Raw genomic sequence first — 18,392 nt, 5'->3', positions numbered from 1 at the left:
GTACCAAGCGCAGAGAAAACCGCTTTACTTGGTTTCCGCCGTCTTACGCGCCATGACCGAACAGGTTCTCGTTCCGGTGGACGGGTCGCCGAAATCGAGGGAGGCGTTCGAATACGCGGTCGCCTTGCCGGACGTCGAACTCACCGTCATCACCGTGGTCAATCCCTTCGACATCGACCCGCTTTCGCCGGGCTATCAGTCGCCGCTCGGCAAGGCGGGGATGCCGGCCTACTCGCAGGAGTGGTATCAGGAGGAATGGGACAACGCACACGAACTGCACGAGGAGCTACGGGAGAGCGCCGGAGACGTTCCGGTCGAGAGCGTGGTCAAGATGGGACAACCCGCGCGGCAAATCCTCCGCTATGCCCGTGAACACGACATCGACCACATCGTCATCGGGACGCACGGACGCGACGACGTCTCGAAGATACTCCTCGGTTCAGTCGCCGACAAAGTGATGCGTCGTGCACCGATGATGGCGACGGTCGTTCGCTGATTTTCTCGCGTCGACGACATTTTATTGCTCGGATGGCTCCAGTTGAATTCCTCGCTGCTTGCAGTTTCCTTCTCACTCTCCGCTAAAAATACAATCGTTGAGAAGGTGTTGTATATCGGACAATTTTTAGTCGTTTCTCACTTATAACTAGCTCCTACCGGATTAGTATTCTGCACAGGTGGCTCATAACGAAATGCGAGACGATACTTTACCAGCTTGCATCATGCGAGGAAACAAGCGGTCACTCGGCAAGCTTAATCGTAGAGGATATATGAAAGGAATGGCGGCAACCGGCATCGGAGCCGGTGTAGCCAGTCGATTTTCGGGCGTGACGAACGCGGCGTCCGGCGACGTCGTGCAGGCGGACGGGGATGACGTTTATCTCATCTTCGGCGTCGATACCGAAGACGCCGACCTCGAATCGTGGTTGGCGGACCACAAGGACGACGTTCACTCGAATTCACAGGAGTCGTCGTCCGAGGTCATCCAGTATCAGGACGTCTCCCAGCTGAACGTCAATCAGCAGGAGAACGCCGTCGCCATCTCGATAGATGGTGGGCAGGCGGACGCCATCCAGCGCACGTACCAGAACAACCAGAACGTGCAGGCGGGCAAAGCGGTGTCGAAGAACGTGAACGGGGGCCACAAAGAGCAGACGTTCGAGGACGTCTCGAACACCTTCGTCGTCTTCGCTCACGAGTCGGGTTCGAGCGAGTTCTCGGGCTGGGTCGTCAGCGACGAGGAGTATCAGAGCGAGCAGTCCGCGAAAGCCGAAATCGACCAGGAACAGGAAGTCGATCAGGTCAACTACAGCAGCCAGAGCCGTGCCATCGCGGTCGCGGAAGGCGAAAGCTACGCTCGGTCCTACCAGCGCAGCTTCCAACTCAACGAGAACGTTCAGGATGCGGAAGCGCTCGCGGCGAACGTCGGCGACGGAGACGACCAGAGCGCCGACTCGTCCGTCTACCAGTCACAGGAAGTAGACCAGCTGAACTACAACAAACAGGGCGTCTCGGTCGCGCTCGCCGTCGGTGAGGAGAGCGTCGCCAAAGCGTGGCAGATCAGCTGTCAGTTCAACCGGAACGAGCAGATAGCAAAGGCCACGGCGCTCAACTTCGACCTGACCTCGGTCGACGAGTACATGGCGACCGCCCAGATGACGGGCGACTACTCGGATTCGGACGTGAAACGGTGTTCGGACGGGTCGATGCAGGCGAACGAGCAGGGTGCCGAATCCGAAATCGACCAGTTCCAGGACGTCAACCAGCGGAACTCCAGCGTGCAGAACGCCGCGTTGGCCATCGCACTGGACGACAGCGAATCGATGGCCACGCAGGCCAGCTATCAGGGCAACTTCAACGCCCAAATCGCCTCGGCGACCTCGGTCAACGTGAACGAGGGACACATGGTGGTCGAGGGCGTGATGAAGGGAACCGACGCGAAGGGCGACGGTTCGTGGGCTGTCGCGTACGACAACGGTCACGATCAAGTCAACACGCAGGAAGCCATCTCCGAAATCGAGCAGGTACAGTACATCGAACAGCTGAACGTGAACGAGCAGAACAGCGCCATCGCGTTCTCCGTCGACAACGGCGACGCGACGGCGGAACAGCTCAACTATCAGCGGAACGAAAACGTCCAGTACGCGGAATCGAACGCGGGCAACCAAAGCGACCAGGACGACGGGAAGTGCAAGGAAGACGGCAAGAAAAAGCACCACCACCGCAAGAAGGGAAAGTGCAAGAGGAAGCATCACCACGGCAAGAAAAAGCACCGCCACGGCAAGAAAAAGCACCGCCACGGCAAGAAAAAGCACCGCCACGGCAAGAAGAAAAAGTGCAAGGATTGAGCGGTTTCGAGGCTCGTCGGTGACGAAGAGAAAGGGCCGCTGATTCTGTCGTTATTTTCTCGCGGTTCGTGTCCGACTCCGTAGCCACGGCGTCGCCGAAATCCGTCCGCCCCGTCCGCTCAGAAATCGCCGAGGTTGGACTGACCGCCGTTCGCACCCGCCATCGTCGCCGCTTTGTCGAGCGTGCTCTCGAACGTCGATTCCTGACTCCTGTCGTAGAGCGTCGCCGCGGGGTGAAGACAGACGAGCACGTCGCGTTTCGTGCCGCCGAGTTCGACCGTCTCTATCGATCCGGCTTCCTTCGTCACGGCCACGTCGCGGTCGAGCAGGTGTTGGCTCGGCACTTTCCCGAGCGTGACGATGACGTCCGGGTTTACGAGGTCGATTTCTCGCTCCAAATACTCCCGGCAGTTGCCGAGTTCTTCCTTCGTCGGGTCGCGGTTCTCCGGCGGACGACAGCGTACGCAATTGGTGATTCGAACGTCCGCCCGCGACAGTCCCTTATCGCGGAGCCTGTCGTCCAATACGGACCCGCTCCTGCCGACGAACGGTTCGCCTCGGTCGTCCTCCCGCGCACCGGGCGCTTCCCCGACGAACAGCACGTCCGCGTCTTCCGGCCCGACGCCGTTGACGATTTGACTCCGGCACTCGACCAGCGACGGACAGCGCGTACAGTCGGTCACGTCCAGTCCCTCCATCGTTCCCATACTCGCTCGGACGGACGGAATGCATTAAGTATCCTCGGCCTACGCCGCGACAGGCGATCGGTGAAGGTCGATAATGCGATGCCTTCCGGGACGGTATCGCACTCAGTTCGTCTCGCCGCGCCACTCGTCCGCGGCGCGGGCGGCCAAGCGAGCGACACGGAGCGGTTCGGGTCGTCCACCTTCCGGGGTGAACGACCGGACGACATCGCGGGCGTCCCCCTCGCCCATGCCGACCTGCCGGACGAACACCGTCTCGCCGTCGACGGCGAGTTCGCGCCGCGGCGGTTGGGTTCGATAGGTCTCCAGTCGTCGGTCCAGTTCGTCGCCGGAGAACTCGGTTTCGAGCGATTCGCGGAGGCCGTCGCTCTCCTCGAAGGTGACGGTGATGACCGGGCGGTCTACGGCTTCGTGGAGGCGGTGCATATCCAGTACGTTGTACCACGCGAGTGCGATACCGCCGACGAAAACGTAGCGGACGTCCTCGCGGTCCAGTCGTTCCACGAGGTCGATAATCCCGTCGGTGACGTCCGTTCCGCCGACCGTACAGTTCCCGAAAACAAATCCGTCAGTCACCCTGCTCGCGCGGGTGACGACTCCAGCGAGCGTGCTGGTGTCGCGGCGATACGATTCCGCGACACCGAGCGCTCGAACACCGGATTTCACGCTACTCTTCGTCTTTGATCTCGTCGAGTCGGTCCAACAGTTCGTCGTTCGATGCCCCAATCTCGAAATCGACGCTTCCCTTGTGTTCGTGTTCCGACGTCGCAACGCCACTGTCGTCGTCCAGATCCGCGCTATACTCCTGGTTCTCTTGTTCTGATTCGTCGTAGCTCCCGAAGCCCATACGGTTTATGGTATGCACTTCGGACACTAAAAACGCTCGCCGCCCGTCAGGATTTTGGCAGATGGCCCGAAACGCTTCAATATGCAAGTCATTACCGTCACTGCCGACGCCGAGACGTTCACATGTAACGCCTATCTCGTCCTCGGCGAGCGCTCGGTTCTCGTCGATGCCGGGGCGATGGACGGCGTCGTGGACGCCATCCGCGAACACACGGACACGCTCGACGCGGTCGTCCTCACTCACCAGCACGGCGACCACGTCGCGCAACTCGATGCCGTGCTGGACGCGTTCGACGCGGAACTCCTCGCGTATAGTCCGCATCCCCGCCGTGACAGTCCCATCGCCGACGGCGACACGGTTCGAATCGGCGACGAGGAGTTCGAGGCCGTCCACACGCCCGGCCACGCGGACGACCACCTCGCCTTCATCGGCGATTCGACCATCTTCAGCGGCGACGTCGTGGTTCACGACGACGGCGCGTTCGATTACGGCAGTTTCGGGCGCACCGACATGGCGGGCCAGTCCCGCGAGGAACTCATCGACAGCATCCGCGAAATCTTGGCGCGCATGCCCGATTCCGTCGAAAACATGTACGCCGGGCACGGCGAGGAGTTCCACGGGGAGGTGCGTGACGTCATCGAGACGGCCTTGGAGCGAGCGGAGAAACGCGAACCGAAGTATCCCGAGTGAGGCGTTCCAGGGGTGTCGTACGATAGCACGCATCGAACACGCTTTTCTCCTCGGTCGTATCTCTCTCCGTTATGCCCGGACCCGTTTTCCTACGCGGCGACCGAATCGAACTCAGAACGATCGAAGAGGACGATTTGGACTTCCTGCAGGACACCATAAACGCGCCGAACGTCCGTCGATTTCTCGGTAGCCGTTCGCCTGTCAACGGCGGACAGGAACGGGAGTGGTACGAGGAGCGCGCCTCCGACACCGACGGCGACCACGTCCATCTCCTCGTCTGCCGCGACGGCGAAGCGATGGGGTCCATCGGTCTCCATCCGAAGGACTCGACGGGCGTGAACGTCGAAATCGGAATCCTGCTCGCCGAGGAGTTCTGGGGGGAGGGCTACGGCACCGACGCCAGTCGCCTCATCACGGACTTCGCGTTCCGCGAACGCCGCCACCACCGCGTCATCGCCCGCGTGTTCTCGGGGAACGTCGGTTCCGCCCGAATCTGGGAAAAGCTCGGCTTCCGCCACGAGGCGACGCACGTCGAATCCGAGTTCCTCGATGGCGAGTACGTGGACGTCGAGTTCTACGCGATTCTCGAAGACGAGTGGTTCGGACGGGCCGAGTAGGTTCGGACACCGGGGAACGCGCCGCTCGGAATCTGCGTACGATTCGGAGAAAAACCGACGGGTCGCTTACGCGCTGCGCGATTCCTTGCTCTTCGGGCGAAGCTTGCTGTAGCCGCATTTGCGGCACTTGTCGGCTCGCTGCGGGTTGCGAGCGTTACAGCGCATGCAAATCATCTTTTCGAGCGTTCGTTTCTCTGCTGCGTCGAAACTGGCCATACGGTGCGTTTGCTTCCCCGCGCGTTTAAACGTTATTGAGTTGCCGCGTCGCTACTCCTCCCCGGCGTCCAGATACTCCTGTTGAACTGCGACGACCTCCGTCGAATCTGCACAGTCGGCGTAGCGGCGAAGCGGTTCCGCGTTCAGTTCGAGAAACGTCTCCCCCCAGCGGAACTTCGACAGTATCTCCTCCGCGTGTTCGCGCTCCCCGAGGATGCAGAGTCCCGCCGCGAACGCCTCCACGGTGTTCAACTGAAACGGTTTGCCGTAGTTAACGGGGTTCGCGGCGACGAGAAACGGCAGGGCGCGGTGGAGTCCGGGCATCTCGAAGAGCGCCTTCCCGGCGCTCTCCCACGAGCAGTCGAGGGCGACGAGGGTGTCCGTTTCGGTGCGGTCGGCGGGCGACAGCGCCTGCTCCGCGTGCGGATTGAGCACGATTCCGTACGGCGTCGCCCGCGCCGACCGATGGAGTTCGGTCAGGTCGAACCGCGCGAGTTTCCGCGCCGTACACTTCTTCGGGTCGTCGTCGCCCTCGTACCGGACGTGGAGGTTCACTGGACGGGAATTGGCGTGGCTCGGTAAAAAGTGGCGCGAAGAAGGCTCCGCCGGGGATGCGGTGCATGCGGAGCCGTATGGAAACAGTTCCTCCGTTGTACAGGCGTGCCGGATTCGACCGGCATCCCGACGAAGCAGCGAAGACGATATAGCCGTTTATATGACCGCTATAGGGATCTCAAATTCGTTCCGTGGCCTATCGAGAACTCGATACCGTCCGCCGAGGGGATAAAGAGGGTCCTCCGTGTTCTCCCGCGTATGGACTCCGAAACGGTCGTTCGCGCGTACTACGATTCCATCGACGCACACGACTACGAGACGTTCGCCGGACTGTTGGCCCCCGACGTCGTCCACGATCGCCCCGACCGGACCATCGAGGGGCGTGACACCCTCGTCTCGTTCATGCGCGACGATCGCCCGAACAAGGAGACGAGTCACGAACTCTCGCGAATCGAGGAAAACGGAACCACCGCGGCCGCCGAGGGTCGCCTGCTCGATGCCGACGGCGAGGGGCTGTTCGCATTCGAGGACGATTTCTCCATCGAGGGGGGCCGAATCGCGCGGATCCGGACGCGAACTCGGTAGTCCCCCTTCCCGAGAACCGTCGAAAGCATTCGGGGGGACCGATGAAAAATCAGCATTCGAACAGTGTTCACATATCAACCCGTCACTTTTCGACATTTGGTACCCTGTTGCACACTTGATGGCATCATCACGAACGTCGGCGAAACGAGGGGAACGGAACAAAGTCATGGGTGCGATAGCCGTACTGGCCGTCGCGTTGTTGGTCGCCGCGGCGACTGGAGCGTATAGACTGTTTTCGTACGGTGCGGCGCTGTTCATCGTCACGAACTTCGCCGCGGCCGCCGTAGAGCGAAACGATGGCGAACTGAACCTCGCCCCGTACACGTGGTTGTTGGTCGGGTTGGCGGTGGTGTTCACTGCCGGATTCACGCTGATATGGCTGCAATGGCATCCGGGCGTAACGGAGTACACGTACCTCCTCGGTCTCCCGACGCCGACGCTTTCGTACTTCGTCTTCCTCTGGTTGCTCCCGATCCTCGGCGCGCTCTACTACGCCCTCGTCTTCCCGGACATCGGGAGCGACGACGTGGTCGATGACCTGATGGACGACGTGCGGCGGGTCCAGCGGGGAAAGCAGTTCCCGATGTCAGTCGCCCGAACGGAACCCGACGGCGGCGACTCCGGCGGTGAACCCGGCGGCAAGTCCCCGCAGGCGGACGGAGGCGACCGGCGATGAGTCCCGTCCCTTTCGTCCCCCTACAGGAGATTCCGGTCACGGACAGCCCGTACGTCCTCTTGTTCGGCGGTGCCTATCTGCTGGTCGTGTTGGCCATCGGCGTCTGGGGCTACATGCAAACCGAGAGCACCGCGGACTTCCTCATCACCGGGAAAAGCATCGGCACGTGGGTGCTCGCGCTGACGGCGTTCTCGGTCATCCAATCCGGGTTCGGCTTCGTGGGCGGTCCCGAACTCGTCTACTCGTTCGGCACGACGGCGCTCTGGATATTCTTCACCGCGCCGCTCGGGTTCGTCATCACGTGGGTGCTGCTGGCGAAACGCATGCGCCTGCTCGCCGACATCCGCGACGTGATGACGCTCGCCGACGGGATGTACGTCAGATACGAGAGCGCGTGGGTTCGCGGCCTCACCGCCGTCGCCGTCATCGTCGGCGTCATGGCCTATCTGGCGACGAACCTCGCCGCGCTCCAGTACGTCATGCGCGCGATTTTCGGCCTCCCGGTGATGTGGGGCCTGCTCATCGGCGCGCTCATCCTCCTGCTCTACAGCATGCTCGGCGGCATGATTGCGGGCGTCTGGACGGACTTCGTGCAGGCGATAACGATGATCGTCGGCTCCCTGTTCGTCTTCGCCTACGCGCTGTCGTTCGGCGGCGGGATGGGGTCGATTTCGCGCAACCTCGCAACCGCCGACCCGGCGTTCGTCTCGCCGTTCGGCGCGATGGGCGCACCCGCGGCGACCATCTTCACGGCGCTCGGGTGGTGGATCCTGTTCTCCGTCGGCGCGGCGGGACAGCCACACCTCGTCACCAAGTTCTACATGAGCCGCAACCTCAAAATCCTGCGCTGGGGTGCGCCCATCGCGGCGGCGACGTACGCGATTTCGAGCCTCCTCGCCTTCTCGACGGGTCTGTCGATGCGCGCCATGGTCGAGGCGGGCCAGACCGCGGCCCCGAAGAGCGCGTCGGTCGTGGGACCGGTCTTCGTCCTCGAACACACGCCCGGCGTCGTGGCCGGACTCATCCTCGCGGCCCTGCTCGCGGCCATCATGAGCACGAGCGACTCGTTCCTCAACATCGGCGCGGCGGCGGTGTCCCGCGACATCCCCCGCGCGCTCGGCCGACCCATCGAGGACGACAGGACCGAACTTCGCGTGACGCAGGCCGCGCTGGCGGGCCTGACCATCGCTTCGACGCTCATCGTCTTCTACTCGCAGACGCTGGTCGGCATCCTCGGAACCATCGGTTGGGGATTCTTCGCGGCGGCGTTCTTCGCCATCGCGGCCCTCGGCCTGAACTGGAAGGGGGCGACGAAGGAGGGTGCTATCGCCGCGCTCCTCGGCGGATTGGGCGTCAACCTGCTCTACAGTGCGGTGCCGAGTATCGCGGAAGTCGTTGCCGGGATGGGCGAATCGCTTCCGGCATTTGTGGTCTCCGGCGCGGAGTGGATTGCGACGACCGTTCCGAACCTGTACCCCTTCCCCGGTTCGTTCCCGGTCGGAACCGTGGCGCTCCTCGTCGCAATCGCGCTCTTCATCGGCGTCTCGATAGTAACACAGGAACGGGGGACGGTTCCGGAGGACATCGCCCTCCTTCTGGAGGGATAGGATGAGCATGACCGACACACGAGACGGCGAGGACGAAACGCAAATCGCCCACCTCTCGGGGTGGTTCCGCCAGCGACCCACGTCGATGGAGTACTGGGAACTCCTCGTCACGGACGAGCGACTCGTCTGGTGTTTCGTCGGCGAGTCGTTCAAATCCATGCTGTTGCGGGCGGACATGGGCGAACGCGGCCGGAAGGAGATTACGGACGCCACGCCGGACCGCGCCCTGTCGTTCAGCGAGCGAAACTTCGCGGTTCCGCTCGATTCGGTCCGGTCGATTCGCCTTCGGGAGGGAACCCTGTTCCGGCGCGCGAAACTGACGGTTTCGTGGACCGACGGCGACGCCGACGAGTTCGAACTCTCGGCGACGAAAACGGCGGACTCGCAGGTCGAAGACGTGGCGGCGCTCGAAAACGATCCCCGACTCTCGCACGTCGACGTCGCCGTCGAGACGGCGGACGGGTTGTTCTGATTTCGGATTCGGTTTTGGTTTCGACGTTTCGTCGATTTTGGGAAATTTGGATTTCCAGCTAGCTACTTGGGGGTCAGCAACTCCTCGGACTCGATTTCGGGGAACGACGCCACGACGCGTTCGAGTACCTTCGCCTCCGCCCGTCGCAGGTTGTTCGAGGCCGCCGTCTTCGAAACGTCGAACTCCTCGGCCAGCGTGCCGAGGGTCGCGTCCCGCGGCGTCTCGAAGTACCCCCCGTCGACGGCCGTTTGGAGGGTTTCACGCTCCGTCCTCGACAGTTCGCGACAGCCGTCGAGGACGTTTTTCGCCGCGCCGAGGTGTTGGATGACGTCGAGGTACTCCTCGAACGACGTGGCGTTTCGGCTCTCGACGCTGAAGTCGTTTCCCGTCTCCAATTCGGCGAGGGCGTTGTCGGTGTTGTCGGCGGAATCGAATCCGACGCTCCAGAGTTCGCTTCCGTCGCTGATTCGAAACGGGCCGGTGATGTAGCCGTCGTGTTTTCGAATCGTCCGCATCGCGTTGGTCTGGCCGATGAACGACTTGATGACCGCGGTATCGCCCCGTCGCGAGAGGAGTTCGAACTCCAGCATCCGGTCGTGGTCCTGCAACGCCGAGAGGCCGTTCGTCAGCGCGCCGCGGTCGTCGCCCTGTACGAGAATCCTCGTCTCCAACTTCTGCTGGGCGGCGTTGAAATCCCAGTGCATGGTGTGAAACGAGACGTCCGCCTCGTCCGTCACGTCGATGTATGGACAGTCGTACTGCACCATGTCCATTGTTACCGAAATCATATCCCATCTCATCGTTCATTATGGAAATAAATACCGGTACTTCCCTTTTGAATCGTAAATCCGTTCGGTCAGGTTCGTGACGAGTCGTCGGTTCCCCTTGCCCCATTCGATCGGAACCTCCACGAATCGAAAAACGAACCGCGTGTCGTGTGTCGTATTATGTGTCATTAGTGTCATTATACTGTCCCGCGTGCGAAGCGCGCGGCCCTCACTCCCGTTCGCCCGACCCGAGGGCGCTCTCGCCGACGGGGTCGTGGCCTTCGATGACTTCCGTACCGCCCATGTACGGTCGGAGCGCTTCGGGAACCGTCACCGTGCCGTCGTCGTTCTGGTAGTACTCCAGAATGGCGACCATGACGCGGGGCAGCGCGAGTCCCGAGGCGTTCAGCGTGTGGAGGTACTCCGTCGATTCGTGGCGCTCGGGGCGGTAGCGCAGGCCCGCCCGCCGGGCTTGGAAGTCCTCGAAGTTCGAGGCGGTCGAGACTTCGAGCCAGCGGCCTCCTTCCTCCGGGCCGTCCTCCAAATCGTCGCCCGGTGCCCACACTTCGAGGTCTATCTGTTTGGTCGCCTTGAACCCGAGGTCGCCGGTGCAGAGTTCGAGAACGCGGTACGGCAGTTCGAGGCGGCGAAGAACCTCCTCGGCCTCGTCCAACAGGATGTCGAGTCGGTCGTAGCTCCCTTCGGGTTCCACGAAGTTCACCATCTCGACCTTGTTGAACTGGTGGACGCGCACGATACCGCGCGTTTCGGTGCCGTGCTCGCCCGCCTCGCGCCGGAAGTTCGGCGTGTAGGCCTGATGTTTCAGCGGCAGGTCGTCGCGCAGGAGGATGTCCTCGGCGTACATGTTCGTCACCGGCACTTCCGCGGTCGGGCAGAGCCAGAGGTCCTCGCCCTCGAGTTTGTAGGCGTCGTCGGCGAACTTCGGCAGTTGCCCCGTCCCCGTCATCGAGTCGCTGTTGATCGGAATCGGTGGGAAGATGTCCACGTACTCCTGCTCGCGGTGGACGTCCAGCATGAACTGCATGATGGCGTGTTCCAGTCGCGCCCCGTCGCCCTTCAGGAAGTAAAAGCCGCTCCCGGTGGTTTTCGCCGCCCGTTCCTCGTCGATGATGTCCAACTCCTCGCCGAGGTCGTAGTGCGGAACCACGTTCGCGGGCAGGTCGCGCAGGTCGTCGAACCCTTCACGCCGCTGTTCGACGTTGTCGTCCTCGTCTTCACCGATTGGGACGCTCTCGTGCGGCACGTTCGGGATTTCGAGGATTCGCTCCTCCAGTTCCTCCTCAAGTTCGTTCGTCCTCGCTTCGACCTCCTCCAGTTCCGCCTTCAGCGCGCTCGAACGTTCGATGGCTTCCTGTGCTTCCTCTTCCTTTCCTTCCTGTTTCAACTCGCCGATGCTTCGGCTGACCTCGTTTCGTTCGTGGCGCAGGTCGTCACCCCGTGCCTTCAGTTCGCGCCACTCGGCGTCCAAATCGAGAAAGCCGTCCAAATCCACGTCGTCGCCGCGGTTTTCGAGCCCCTCTCGAACTTCGTCCGGGTGGTCCCGGATAAACTTCCTGTCGAGCATTCCTGACTCGGGTTTCAACACCCCTGCAAAAAACCGTGTCGCTATATCGAGACGATGTGTCAGGATATTCGCGTCGTGGTGGCTCTTGTCGCACTTCGAGTGTCACTACCGGGAAGCAGCCCTCGAAATCCCCAATCACGCTCGCTACGATCTGCGTTTGATTTTGATTCTTGTGCGATTGCAGTTACAGGGGAGCAGTCGTTGAAAGCCCCCGCCCGCTCGCGGTTGTTCAGCAGCATCTCGATTCGGTGCAACCCGCACACCTCATCGAGAGGGGCCGCTGAAGCAACCACGCAGGCGCGAGCAGGCGGCCCCTTTCATTCCACCCACCCAACCGCACCGCATCAACCACACCCTCCCCAACCGATTCGCTTCGCTCATCCCTCGCGTGATAGCCAACCAACCCCTCGGACGAAGCGTCCTCGGGGTTGCTGGCGCACGCGCCGATGTCGTTCGGTCGGTATCGCGCACGTCGGATGTCCTCATTGCTTTGCTCGATTCCTCATTGCTTCGCTCGATTACGATTCCGGCAGGGTGCGCCAGCGCGTGTCCGCGAGGCGTGAGCGCCGCGAACGGCGAGCGTACTGCCGCGCTGGCGGGGAGGTGTGGGGACACCGGCGGTGCGAATGCGGGTATGGGTGCCGCCAGCAGTCCCTCAGAAGACGGAACCGACACGACGTAACCGAGCTGAGATGAAAACGATGAAACGGTTGTTGTGTGTATTTCGCGGACTATCGAATCCGTTTTCCCGTTTCGGCGAAATCTTCATACACGGAAAATCCGTACGTGTACACATGAGCCAACACCACGTCACTACCCGGGTTCCGGACGACCTCTACGAGGCGATAGAGAGGATACAGGAGACGGAGCGAACCGACCGCTCGACGGCGGTAAAGCGACTCATCGAACGCGGTGTCGAGGAATGGCAACTCGATTCTGCCGTCCAGCAGTACCGGGATGGCGAGGTCTCACTCGGGAAGGCGGCCGACATCGCCGAGGTTTCTCACTGGCGGCTTCTCGACCTGCTCGAATCGCGCGGCGTCGAGATGAACTACGACGAGTCTGACCTCGAAGCGGACATCGCCGCGGTGCGAGACGAATGAGTCCCGCCGTCGTCACCGACGCGACGGTACTCATATATCTCGGAAAACTCGGCGAACTCGACCGTCTCGATTCTCGCTTCGACAGGATTCTGGTCCCGGCGGCGGTGTACGAGGAGGTCGTCACCCGTGGACACGAGGAGCGATACTCGGACGCGCTGTCGGTCGAACAGGCGTCGGAGTCGTTTCTCGCGGTTCGGTCGCTCGAAGACGACACGAAACAACGGGCGGAGCGGATTCGGGCGTCCGCCCAGTTGGGCCGTGGGGAGTCGGAAGCGATCGCGCTCGCACTCGCGGAAAACGCGCGGTGTCTCACGGATGACCACGCGGCGCGAACGACGGCCGAATCGCTCGGGGCGGAGGTCGGGGGGACGATTTTCGTCCTTCTCGAATCGCTCGACTCGGGGACCATCGGTTTCGAGGAGTACGTCTCCCTGCTGGACGACCTCACCGACAACGGGTTCCGGATGAGCGCGAGTCTGTATCGACGGGCGGTCGAGGCGGGTCGGGAACTGCAAGGCTGATGTGACTCCGGAAGTCGTCGCACACGCGAATCGTTTTTCCCGTCTCCCCACGCGAGGTATAGTATGGCAATCGGCGACCTACGGGAAGTCAGGACCGGGGACTGCTCGGACCTGTACTATCTCGACACCGGAATGTACGACACGGAGGCCTACGGCGCGGTGTACATCCTCGACACCGACCGTCCGGCAATCGTGGAGACCGGCATCGGAACCAACTACGAGAGAATCCTCGACGCGCTGGACGAGTTGGACATCGCGCGGGAGGACGTGGCGGTCATCGCGCCGACGCACGTCCACCTCGACCACGCGGGCGGCGCGGGATTCCTCGCCGAAGCGTGCCCGAACGCGGACGTGTACGTCCACGAAATCGGCGCGCGCCACCTCGTGAATCCCGAGTATTTGGTGAAGGGAACGAAGCAGGCCGTCGGCGACCAGTGGGAGTTCTACGTCGAACCGAAACCCGTCCCCGAGGAGCGCATCGTGGAGGTGACCGACGGGGACACCATCGACTGCGGGAGTCACGAACTGGACGTCATCCACGCGCCGGGGCACGCGCCGCACCAGACGATATTCTACGACGGGGCGAACGACGCGGTGTTCACCGCCGACGCCGCCGGAATCTGGGTGCCGAGCGTCGCGGAAATCCACGAGACGTCGCCGCCGACGGATTTCGATCTGGACCAGTGTCTTGACGACGTGGAGACCATCCGAGAACTCGCGCCGGGGACGCTCCTCTACACGCACTTCGGCCCGCGGGAGTACTCCGACGCGGCGATGGACGAGTACGGCGAGGTCCTCTCGAAGTGGGTCGCGGCGGTGGACGCCCAGCGCGCCGCGAAGGACGACGACGAGGAGATAATCGAACACTTCGTCGAGGAACAGGACATGGACGACGTGTGGGGCGAGCGGAAGGCGCGCGCCGAAGCGGTGTTAAACACCCGCGGCGTTCTTCACTACCTCGATACCGACGACGGTATGTGAAACCCGCGAAACCGAAACAACCGAAATAAACTTTCATATCGTTCTACACTACATTAATGGGTGATAACTCGCTACTGAGAAGTATGGAGTGGCGTGACGGAGAGACGGAGTTCACCGACCCGGTTATCGAGCGGACGACGTTGTCCCGGATGTTCGAGGACAGCGCCGAGAGACACGAAAACCGCCCCGCACAGCAGTACAAGGGCGGCGTGTATCGCCGTTCGCTCACCGAAACCGTGCTTCCGGCGGCACCGAACGGCGAGTTTCGGGCGCTTTCGTATGCGGAAATGCGGGACATCGTTCGCAATCTCGCCGCCGGGTTCCGCGACCTCGGCGTCGGGTCCGACGACAGGATCGGCATCTTCGCCGATACGCGCATGGAGTGGGCACAGACGGACTTCGCCCTGCTCGCGGCGGGTGCCGTCGTGACGACCGTGTATCGGAGTTCCTCCGTCTCGCAGGTTCGGTACCTCCTCGGCGACCCCGAAGCCACGGGCGTCGTCGTCGAAAACGAGGATTTGTTGGAACGTGTCTTGGAAGTCGAAGACGACCTCGACCTCGAATTCATCGTCGTGATGGACTCGCTTTCGCGCGAATACGACCGCGACGACCTCCTCACGCTCGCCGAGGTCCACGACCGAGGTGCGGAAACCTTCGACGCGGACGAGTACGAATCGTGGCTCGAAGCCCGCGAGGTGGACGACCTCGCCACGCTCATCTACACCAGCGGGACGACGGGCCAACCGAAGGGCGTGAAACTCTCCCACTGGAACTTCCGGTCGAACGTCAACCAGTGTTACCGACGGTTCGGTCCCCGACCGGACAAGGACGTTCCCGTCATCGACCGACATTCGAGAGCCGTCTCGTTCCTCCCGCTCGCACACGTTTTCGAGCGAACCGCGGGTCACTTCATGATGTTCGCCGCCGGGGCGACGGTCGCCTACGCGGAGAGTCCCGACACGCTGCAAGAGGACTTCCAGGCGGTCGAACCGACCACCGGAACCAGCGTCCCGCGCGTCTACGAGCGGATTTACGACGCCATCCGGTCGCAGGCAGACGAGAGCGATACGAAGCGCCGGATCTTCGACTGGGCGACCGACGTGGGCGTCACATATCACGAGGCGGACTCGCCGAGCATCGGCCTCCGGGCGCGAAAACTGCTCGCCGACAAACTCGTCTTCGACAAGGTCAAGGACGGACTCGGCGGCAACATCGAGTTCCTCATCAGCGGCGGCGGCAGTCTCTCGGCCGATTTGTGCGCGCTCTACCACGGGATGGGGCTGCCCATCCTCGAAGGGTACGGACTCACGGAGACCGCCCCCGTCATCTCGGTCAATCCGCCCGAAGCGCCCGAAATCGGAACTATCGGCTACCCCGTCGTGGACGAAGAGGTGAAAGTCGACGGGTCGGCCGTCGGCGAGGCGTTCTCGGACGCGGCGGGCGAGGTGGGCGAACTTCTCGTCAAGGGGCCGAACGTCACCGAGGGCTACTGGAACGAACCCGAGGAGACGGAACGGGCCTTCACGGACGACGGGTGGTTCCGAACCGGCGACATCGTCGAAATTCGCCCCGACGGCTACATCGCGTTCCGGGAACGCGCCAAGGAACTCCTCGTCCTCTCGACCGGCAAGAACGTCGCGCCCGGTCCCATCGAGGACGCCTTCGCCGCCAGCGACGTCGTGGAACAGTGTATGGTCATGGGCGACGGCCGGAAGTTCGTCAGCGCGCTCATCGTCCCCAACGTCGAGGAGGTCCGCGAACGGGCCGCCCGCGAGGGAATCTCGCTCCCGGACGACGACCGCGACCTGTGCCGGAACGACACGGTGTACGAGTGGGTCGAAACGGAAGTCGAGCGCATCAACGAGCGGTTCGAATCCTACGAGCGGATAAAACAGTTCAGGCTCGTCCCCATCGAGTTCACGGAGGACAACGACCTCCTCACGCCGACGATGAAGAAGAAACGGCGCAACATCCTCGACCGATTCGCCGACGACATCGAAGCCATCTACGCCGACTGACGGCCGAACCACCTCGCTGTGCCAACAATCCGCGTGCCGCGAGCTAGCACCCTCGTGTCGGGTTCACCCTTTCGGGACAAAATATGACGAACGACCACGTTCTATCTATGAGGCGAAACGATTGTCCATTCTATTGCGCTCCTTCCCCCGTCCAGTGCCACATTCATACCACGCAATTTAATACCCGTCCACACTCTCCTTCCCGATACATGGAGGGCCAGCAGTGAGTGCGCAGTTGCTGTACGTCGTCACCGCCATCATCGGACTCGGCGTCGTCTCGCAGGTGCTCGCCGACCGATTTCAGGTGCCGAGCGTGCTGTTTCTCATCTTCGCGGGGGTCATCTTCGGGCCGGTCGGACTCGGCCTGCTCGACCCCTCGGCGTTCGGCGACGCGCTCTCGTCCATCGTCGGACTGAGCGTCGCCATCATCGTCTTCGAGGGGGCGTTCCACCTCAAGGTGAACAAACTCCGGGAGGCACCGTCGGCCCAGATACGCCTCGTCACGATTGGGGCGCTCGTCTCGTTGCTCGGGACGGCCGTGGTCGTGCGGTACGCGCTCGGACAACCGTGGGACCTCGCCCTACTCATCGGGTCGCTCCTCGTTGCGACCGGCCCGACGGTCATCACCCCGATTCTCTCGGTCGTGCCGGTGCGTGACCGCGTCGGGGCCGCCCTCGAAACGGAAGGCATCGCGAACGACGTGACCGCCGCCATCCTCGCCGTGGTGATGTTCGAAGTCCTCGTCCTCACCGGGTCGAACTCGTTCAACGTCGGCGAGTTTCTCGCGTCGTTCGTGCGCCGACTGGGAACCGGCGTCCTCGTCGGTCTCATCGTCGCCGGACTCCTCTGGTACATCCTCCGCAACCTCAACCTCTCGCGGGGGAACGCGCCACAGAACTCCAGACTGCTGATACTCGTCGGCGCACTGACCGCCTACGCCGCCGCCGACATCGTCGCCAAGGAAGCGGGTATCGCGGCCGTCGCGACGGCGGGAATTCTCCTCGGCAACGCGAACCTCCCGTACGAGGAGAAGATAGAGGAGTTCAAGGGCGACATCACGCTCGTCGTCCTCTCGTTCGTGTTCATCACGCTGGCGGCCCAGTTGAAACCCCACAACCTGTTCGACCTCGGCATCGGCGGTATCGTGGTCGTCCTCGCCGTGATGTTCGTTATCCGCCCGCTGGTCGTCTTCGTTTCGACCTCCGGCGGCCGATTCACGCGCGGCGAAAAGACGTTCATGAGCCTCGTGGGTCCACGGGGCATCATCCCGGCGTCGGTCGCCACGCTGTTCGCGATCCGTATCCGAAACGAGGCCGACGTGATTCCGAACGCGAACGAGGCGGCGACGGTCCTCATCGGCACCGTCTTCCTCGTCATCGTCGTGACCGTCGTTTTCGAGGGCGGATTCGCTCGACACATCGCAGAACGTTTAAACGTGATTCCAATGCGCGTACTCATCATCGGAGGCGGAAAGGTGGGCCGGTCGCTCGCCGCACGCCTCGAAGACCGCGGAGAGAACGTCGTGCTGATAGAGCAGGACGAAACGATAGTGCAGACCGCTCGCGAGGATGGCTACACCGTCCACGAAGGCGACGGGACCGATACCGAAGTCCTCAGGGCCGCCGGGGCGGACAACGCGAAAATCGTCGTCGCCGCGACCGGCGACGACGACGTGAACCTCCTCGTCGCGCAACTCGCCGAGTCGAAGTTCGACGTGGAGACAATCATCGCTCGGGCCAACAACCCGGACAACGTGGACGCCTTCGAGGACCTCGGCGTTCGGACCATCTCCTCGTCGCTCGCCACCGCGTGGGCCATCGACAACGTCATCGAACGCCCCGCCCTCTCGAACTGGATGACGGAACTCGGGCGGAGCGGGGACGTACAGGAGATAGAGATAACCGAACCGAGCCTCGTCGGGAAAACCATCGACGAACTGGACGCCGAACTGCCGAACGGCGTCCTCATCGCGCTCGTCGGGCGGGACGGGAACTCGCAGGTTCCGAGCAGGGATTTCACGCTCCAGAACGGCGACCATGTGACGTTCCTCGGGCGCAAGTCGGCCGTCAGGGACGCCATCTCGCTGTGTCATCCCCGATAGAC

The 18,392-nt window shown here is 62.5% G+C and carries 21 protein-coding genes; 14 read left to right on the top strand and 7 right to left on the bottom strand.

Going from position 1 to position 18,392, the window contains the following annotated elements; genetic code table 11:
• Positions 1-52 precede the first annotated feature (52 nt).
• Positions 53-496: a universal stress protein gene (locus tag LJF34_RS13790; RefSeq protein WP_231185591.1), complete on the top strand. Its 444-nt coding sequence runs from the start codon at positions 53-55 to the stop codon at positions 494-496.
• Positions 497-767: 271 nt separating this feature from the next.
• Positions 768-2,345: a hypothetical protein gene (locus LJF34_RS13785; RefSeq protein WP_231185590.1), complete on the top strand. Its 1,578-nt coding sequence runs from the start codon at positions 768-770 to the stop codon at positions 2,343-2,345.
• A 119-nt stretch (positions 2,346-2,464) separates the two neighbouring features.
• On the opposite strand, the gene LJF34_RS13780 is transcribed toward LJF34_RS13785, so the two are convergent.
• The 3 genes from LJF34_RS13780 to LJF34_RS13770 form a co-directional block, all read right to left on the bottom strand.
• Positions 2,465-3,052, bottom strand: coding sequence for a uracil-DNA glycosylase (locus tag LJF34_RS13780; RefSeq protein ID WP_231185589.1), 588 nt, complete (start codon positions 3,050-3,052; stop codon positions 2,465-2,467).
• Positions 3,053-3,154: 102 nt separating this feature from the next.
• A complete protein-coding gene (locus LJF34_RS13775) occupies positions 3,155-3,715 on the bottom strand; it encodes a DUF99 family protein (RefSeq protein WP_231185588.1) in 561 nt (186 codons plus the stop codon).
• Position 3,716: 1 nt separating this feature from the next.
• Positions 3,717-3,896, bottom strand: a complete 180-nt coding sequence (locus tag LJF34_RS13770; RefSeq protein WP_231185587.1) for a DUF5786 family protein — start codon at positions 3,894-3,896, stop codon at positions 3,717-3,719.
• A gap of 81 nt (positions 3,897-3,977) precedes the next feature.
• Here LJF34_RS13770 and LJF34_RS13765 point away from each other — a divergent pair, with 81 nt between their 5' ends.
• Complete coding sequence (locus LJF34_RS13765; protein ID WP_231185586.1) at positions 3,978-4,586, top strand: MBL fold metallo-hydrolase; 609 nt, start codon at positions 3,978-3,980, stop codon at positions 4,584-4,586.
• A 71-nt stretch (positions 4,587-4,657) separates the two neighbouring features.
• Positions 4,658-5,203 (top strand): GNAT family protein, encoded by a 546-nt coding sequence (locus LJF34_RS13760; RefSeq protein ID WP_231185585.1) that lies wholly within the window; start codon positions 4,658-4,660, stop codon positions 5,201-5,203.
• 66 nt (positions 5,204-5,269) lie between these two features.
• On the opposite strand, the gene LJF34_RS13755 is transcribed toward LJF34_RS13760, so the two are convergent.
• Positions 5,270-5,419, bottom strand: a complete 150-nt coding sequence (locus tag LJF34_RS13755) for a 50S ribosomal protein L40e (protein WP_231185584.1) — start codon at positions 5,417-5,419, stop codon at positions 5,270-5,272.
• A gap of 51 nt (positions 5,420-5,470) precedes the next feature.
• Positions 5,471-5,974: a DUF367 family protein gene (locus tag LJF34_RS13750; RefSeq protein ID WP_231185583.1), complete on the bottom strand. Its 504-nt coding sequence runs from the start codon at positions 5,972-5,974 to the stop codon at positions 5,471-5,473.
• A 258-nt stretch (positions 5,975-6,232) separates the two neighbouring features.
• Between LJF34_RS13750 and LJF34_RS13745 the strand changes: the two genes are divergently transcribed.
• The 4 genes from LJF34_RS13745 to LJF34_RS13730 all read left to right on the top strand — a co-directional run bounded on the left by LJF34_RS13745 (position 6,233) and on the right by LJF34_RS13730 (position 9,314).
• The gene (locus LJF34_RS13745; RefSeq protein ID WP_231185582.1) at positions 6,233-6,559 is read left to right on the top strand and encodes a nuclear transport factor 2 family protein; all 327 of its coding nucleotides are present in this window, start codon (positions 6,233-6,235) and stop codon (positions 6,557-6,559) included.
• 118 nt (positions 6,560-6,677) lie between these two features.
• Positions 6,678-7,235 (top strand): hypothetical protein, encoded by a 558-nt coding sequence (locus LJF34_RS13740; protein ID WP_231185581.1) that lies wholly within the window; start codon positions 6,678-6,680, stop codon positions 7,233-7,235.
• Positions 7,232-8,842, top strand: a complete 1,611-nt coding sequence (locus LJF34_RS13735; protein ID WP_231185580.1) for a sodium/proline symporter — start codon at positions 7,232-7,234, stop codon at positions 8,840-8,842. The genes LJF34_RS13740 and LJF34_RS13735 overlap by 4 nt, the downstream gene beginning before the upstream one ends.
• A gap of 7 nt (positions 8,843-8,849) precedes the next feature.
• Entirely contained in the window at positions 8,850-9,314 is a 465-nt protein-coding gene (locus LJF34_RS13730) for a hypothetical protein (RefSeq protein WP_231185579.1), read from the top strand.
• Between the two features lie 62 nt (positions 9,315-9,376).
• On the opposite strand, the gene LJF34_RS13725 is transcribed toward LJF34_RS13730, so the two are convergent.
• Positions 9,377-10,102, bottom strand: a complete 726-nt coding sequence (locus LJF34_RS13725; protein ID WP_231185578.1) for a helix-turn-helix domain-containing protein — start codon at positions 10,100-10,102, stop codon at positions 9,377-9,379.
• Between the two features lie 208 nt (positions 10,103-10,310).
• Positions 10,311-11,666 carry a serine--tRNA ligase gene (gene serS, locus LJF34_RS13720; RefSeq protein ID WP_231185577.1) on the bottom strand — a complete coding sequence of 452 codons (1,356 nt, stop codon included), beginning with the start codon at positions 11,664-11,666 and terminating at the stop codon, positions 10,311-10,313.
• Between the two features lie 388 nt (positions 11,667-12,054).
• Between serS and LJF34_RS13715 the strand changes: the two genes are divergently transcribed.
• The 6 genes from LJF34_RS13715 (at position 12,055) to LJF34_RS13690 (ending at position 18,390) form a co-directional block, all read left to right on the top strand.
• Positions 12,055-12,348, top strand: coding sequence for a hypothetical protein (locus LJF34_RS13715; RefSeq protein ID WP_231185576.1), 294 nt, complete (start codon positions 12,055-12,057; stop codon positions 12,346-12,348).
• A 112-nt stretch (positions 12,349-12,460) separates the two neighbouring features.
• Positions 12,461-12,769, top strand: coding sequence for a UPF0175 family protein (locus tag LJF34_RS13710; RefSeq protein WP_231185575.1), 309 nt, complete (start codon positions 12,461-12,463; stop codon positions 12,767-12,769).
• On the top strand, positions 12,766-13,290 hold the full coding sequence (locus LJF34_RS13705) for a hypothetical protein (protein WP_231185574.1): 525 nt from the start codon (positions 12,766-12,768) through the stop codon (positions 13,288-13,290). Before LJF34_RS13710 ends, LJF34_RS13705 begins: the two co-directional genes overlap by 4 nt.
• Positions 13,291-13,353: 63 nt before the next feature.
• Positions 13,354-14,271 carry an MBL fold metallo-hydrolase gene (locus tag LJF34_RS13700; protein ID WP_231185573.1) on the top strand — a complete coding sequence of 306 codons (918 nt, stop codon included), beginning with the start codon at positions 13,354-13,356 and terminating at the stop codon, positions 14,269-14,271.
• Between the two features lie 83 nt (positions 14,272-14,354).
• Entirely contained in the window at positions 14,355-16,289 is a 1,935-nt protein-coding gene (locus tag LJF34_RS13695) for a long-chain fatty acid--CoA ligase (RefSeq protein ID WP_231185572.1), read from the top strand.
• 223 nt (positions 16,290-16,512) lie between these two features.
• Complete coding sequence (locus LJF34_RS13690) at positions 16,513-18,390, top strand: cation:proton antiporter (protein ID WP_231185571.1); 1,878 nt, start codon at positions 16,513-16,515, stop codon at positions 18,388-18,390.
• Positions 18,391-18,392: the final 2 nt, after the last annotated feature.

Source organism: Haladaptatus sp. DYF46, assembly GCF_021083305.1.
Lineage (GTDB): Archaea > Halobacteriota > Halobacteria > Halobacteriales > Haladaptataceae > Haladaptatus.
This window is presented reverse-complemented; position numbering and strand designations above follow the sequence as displayed.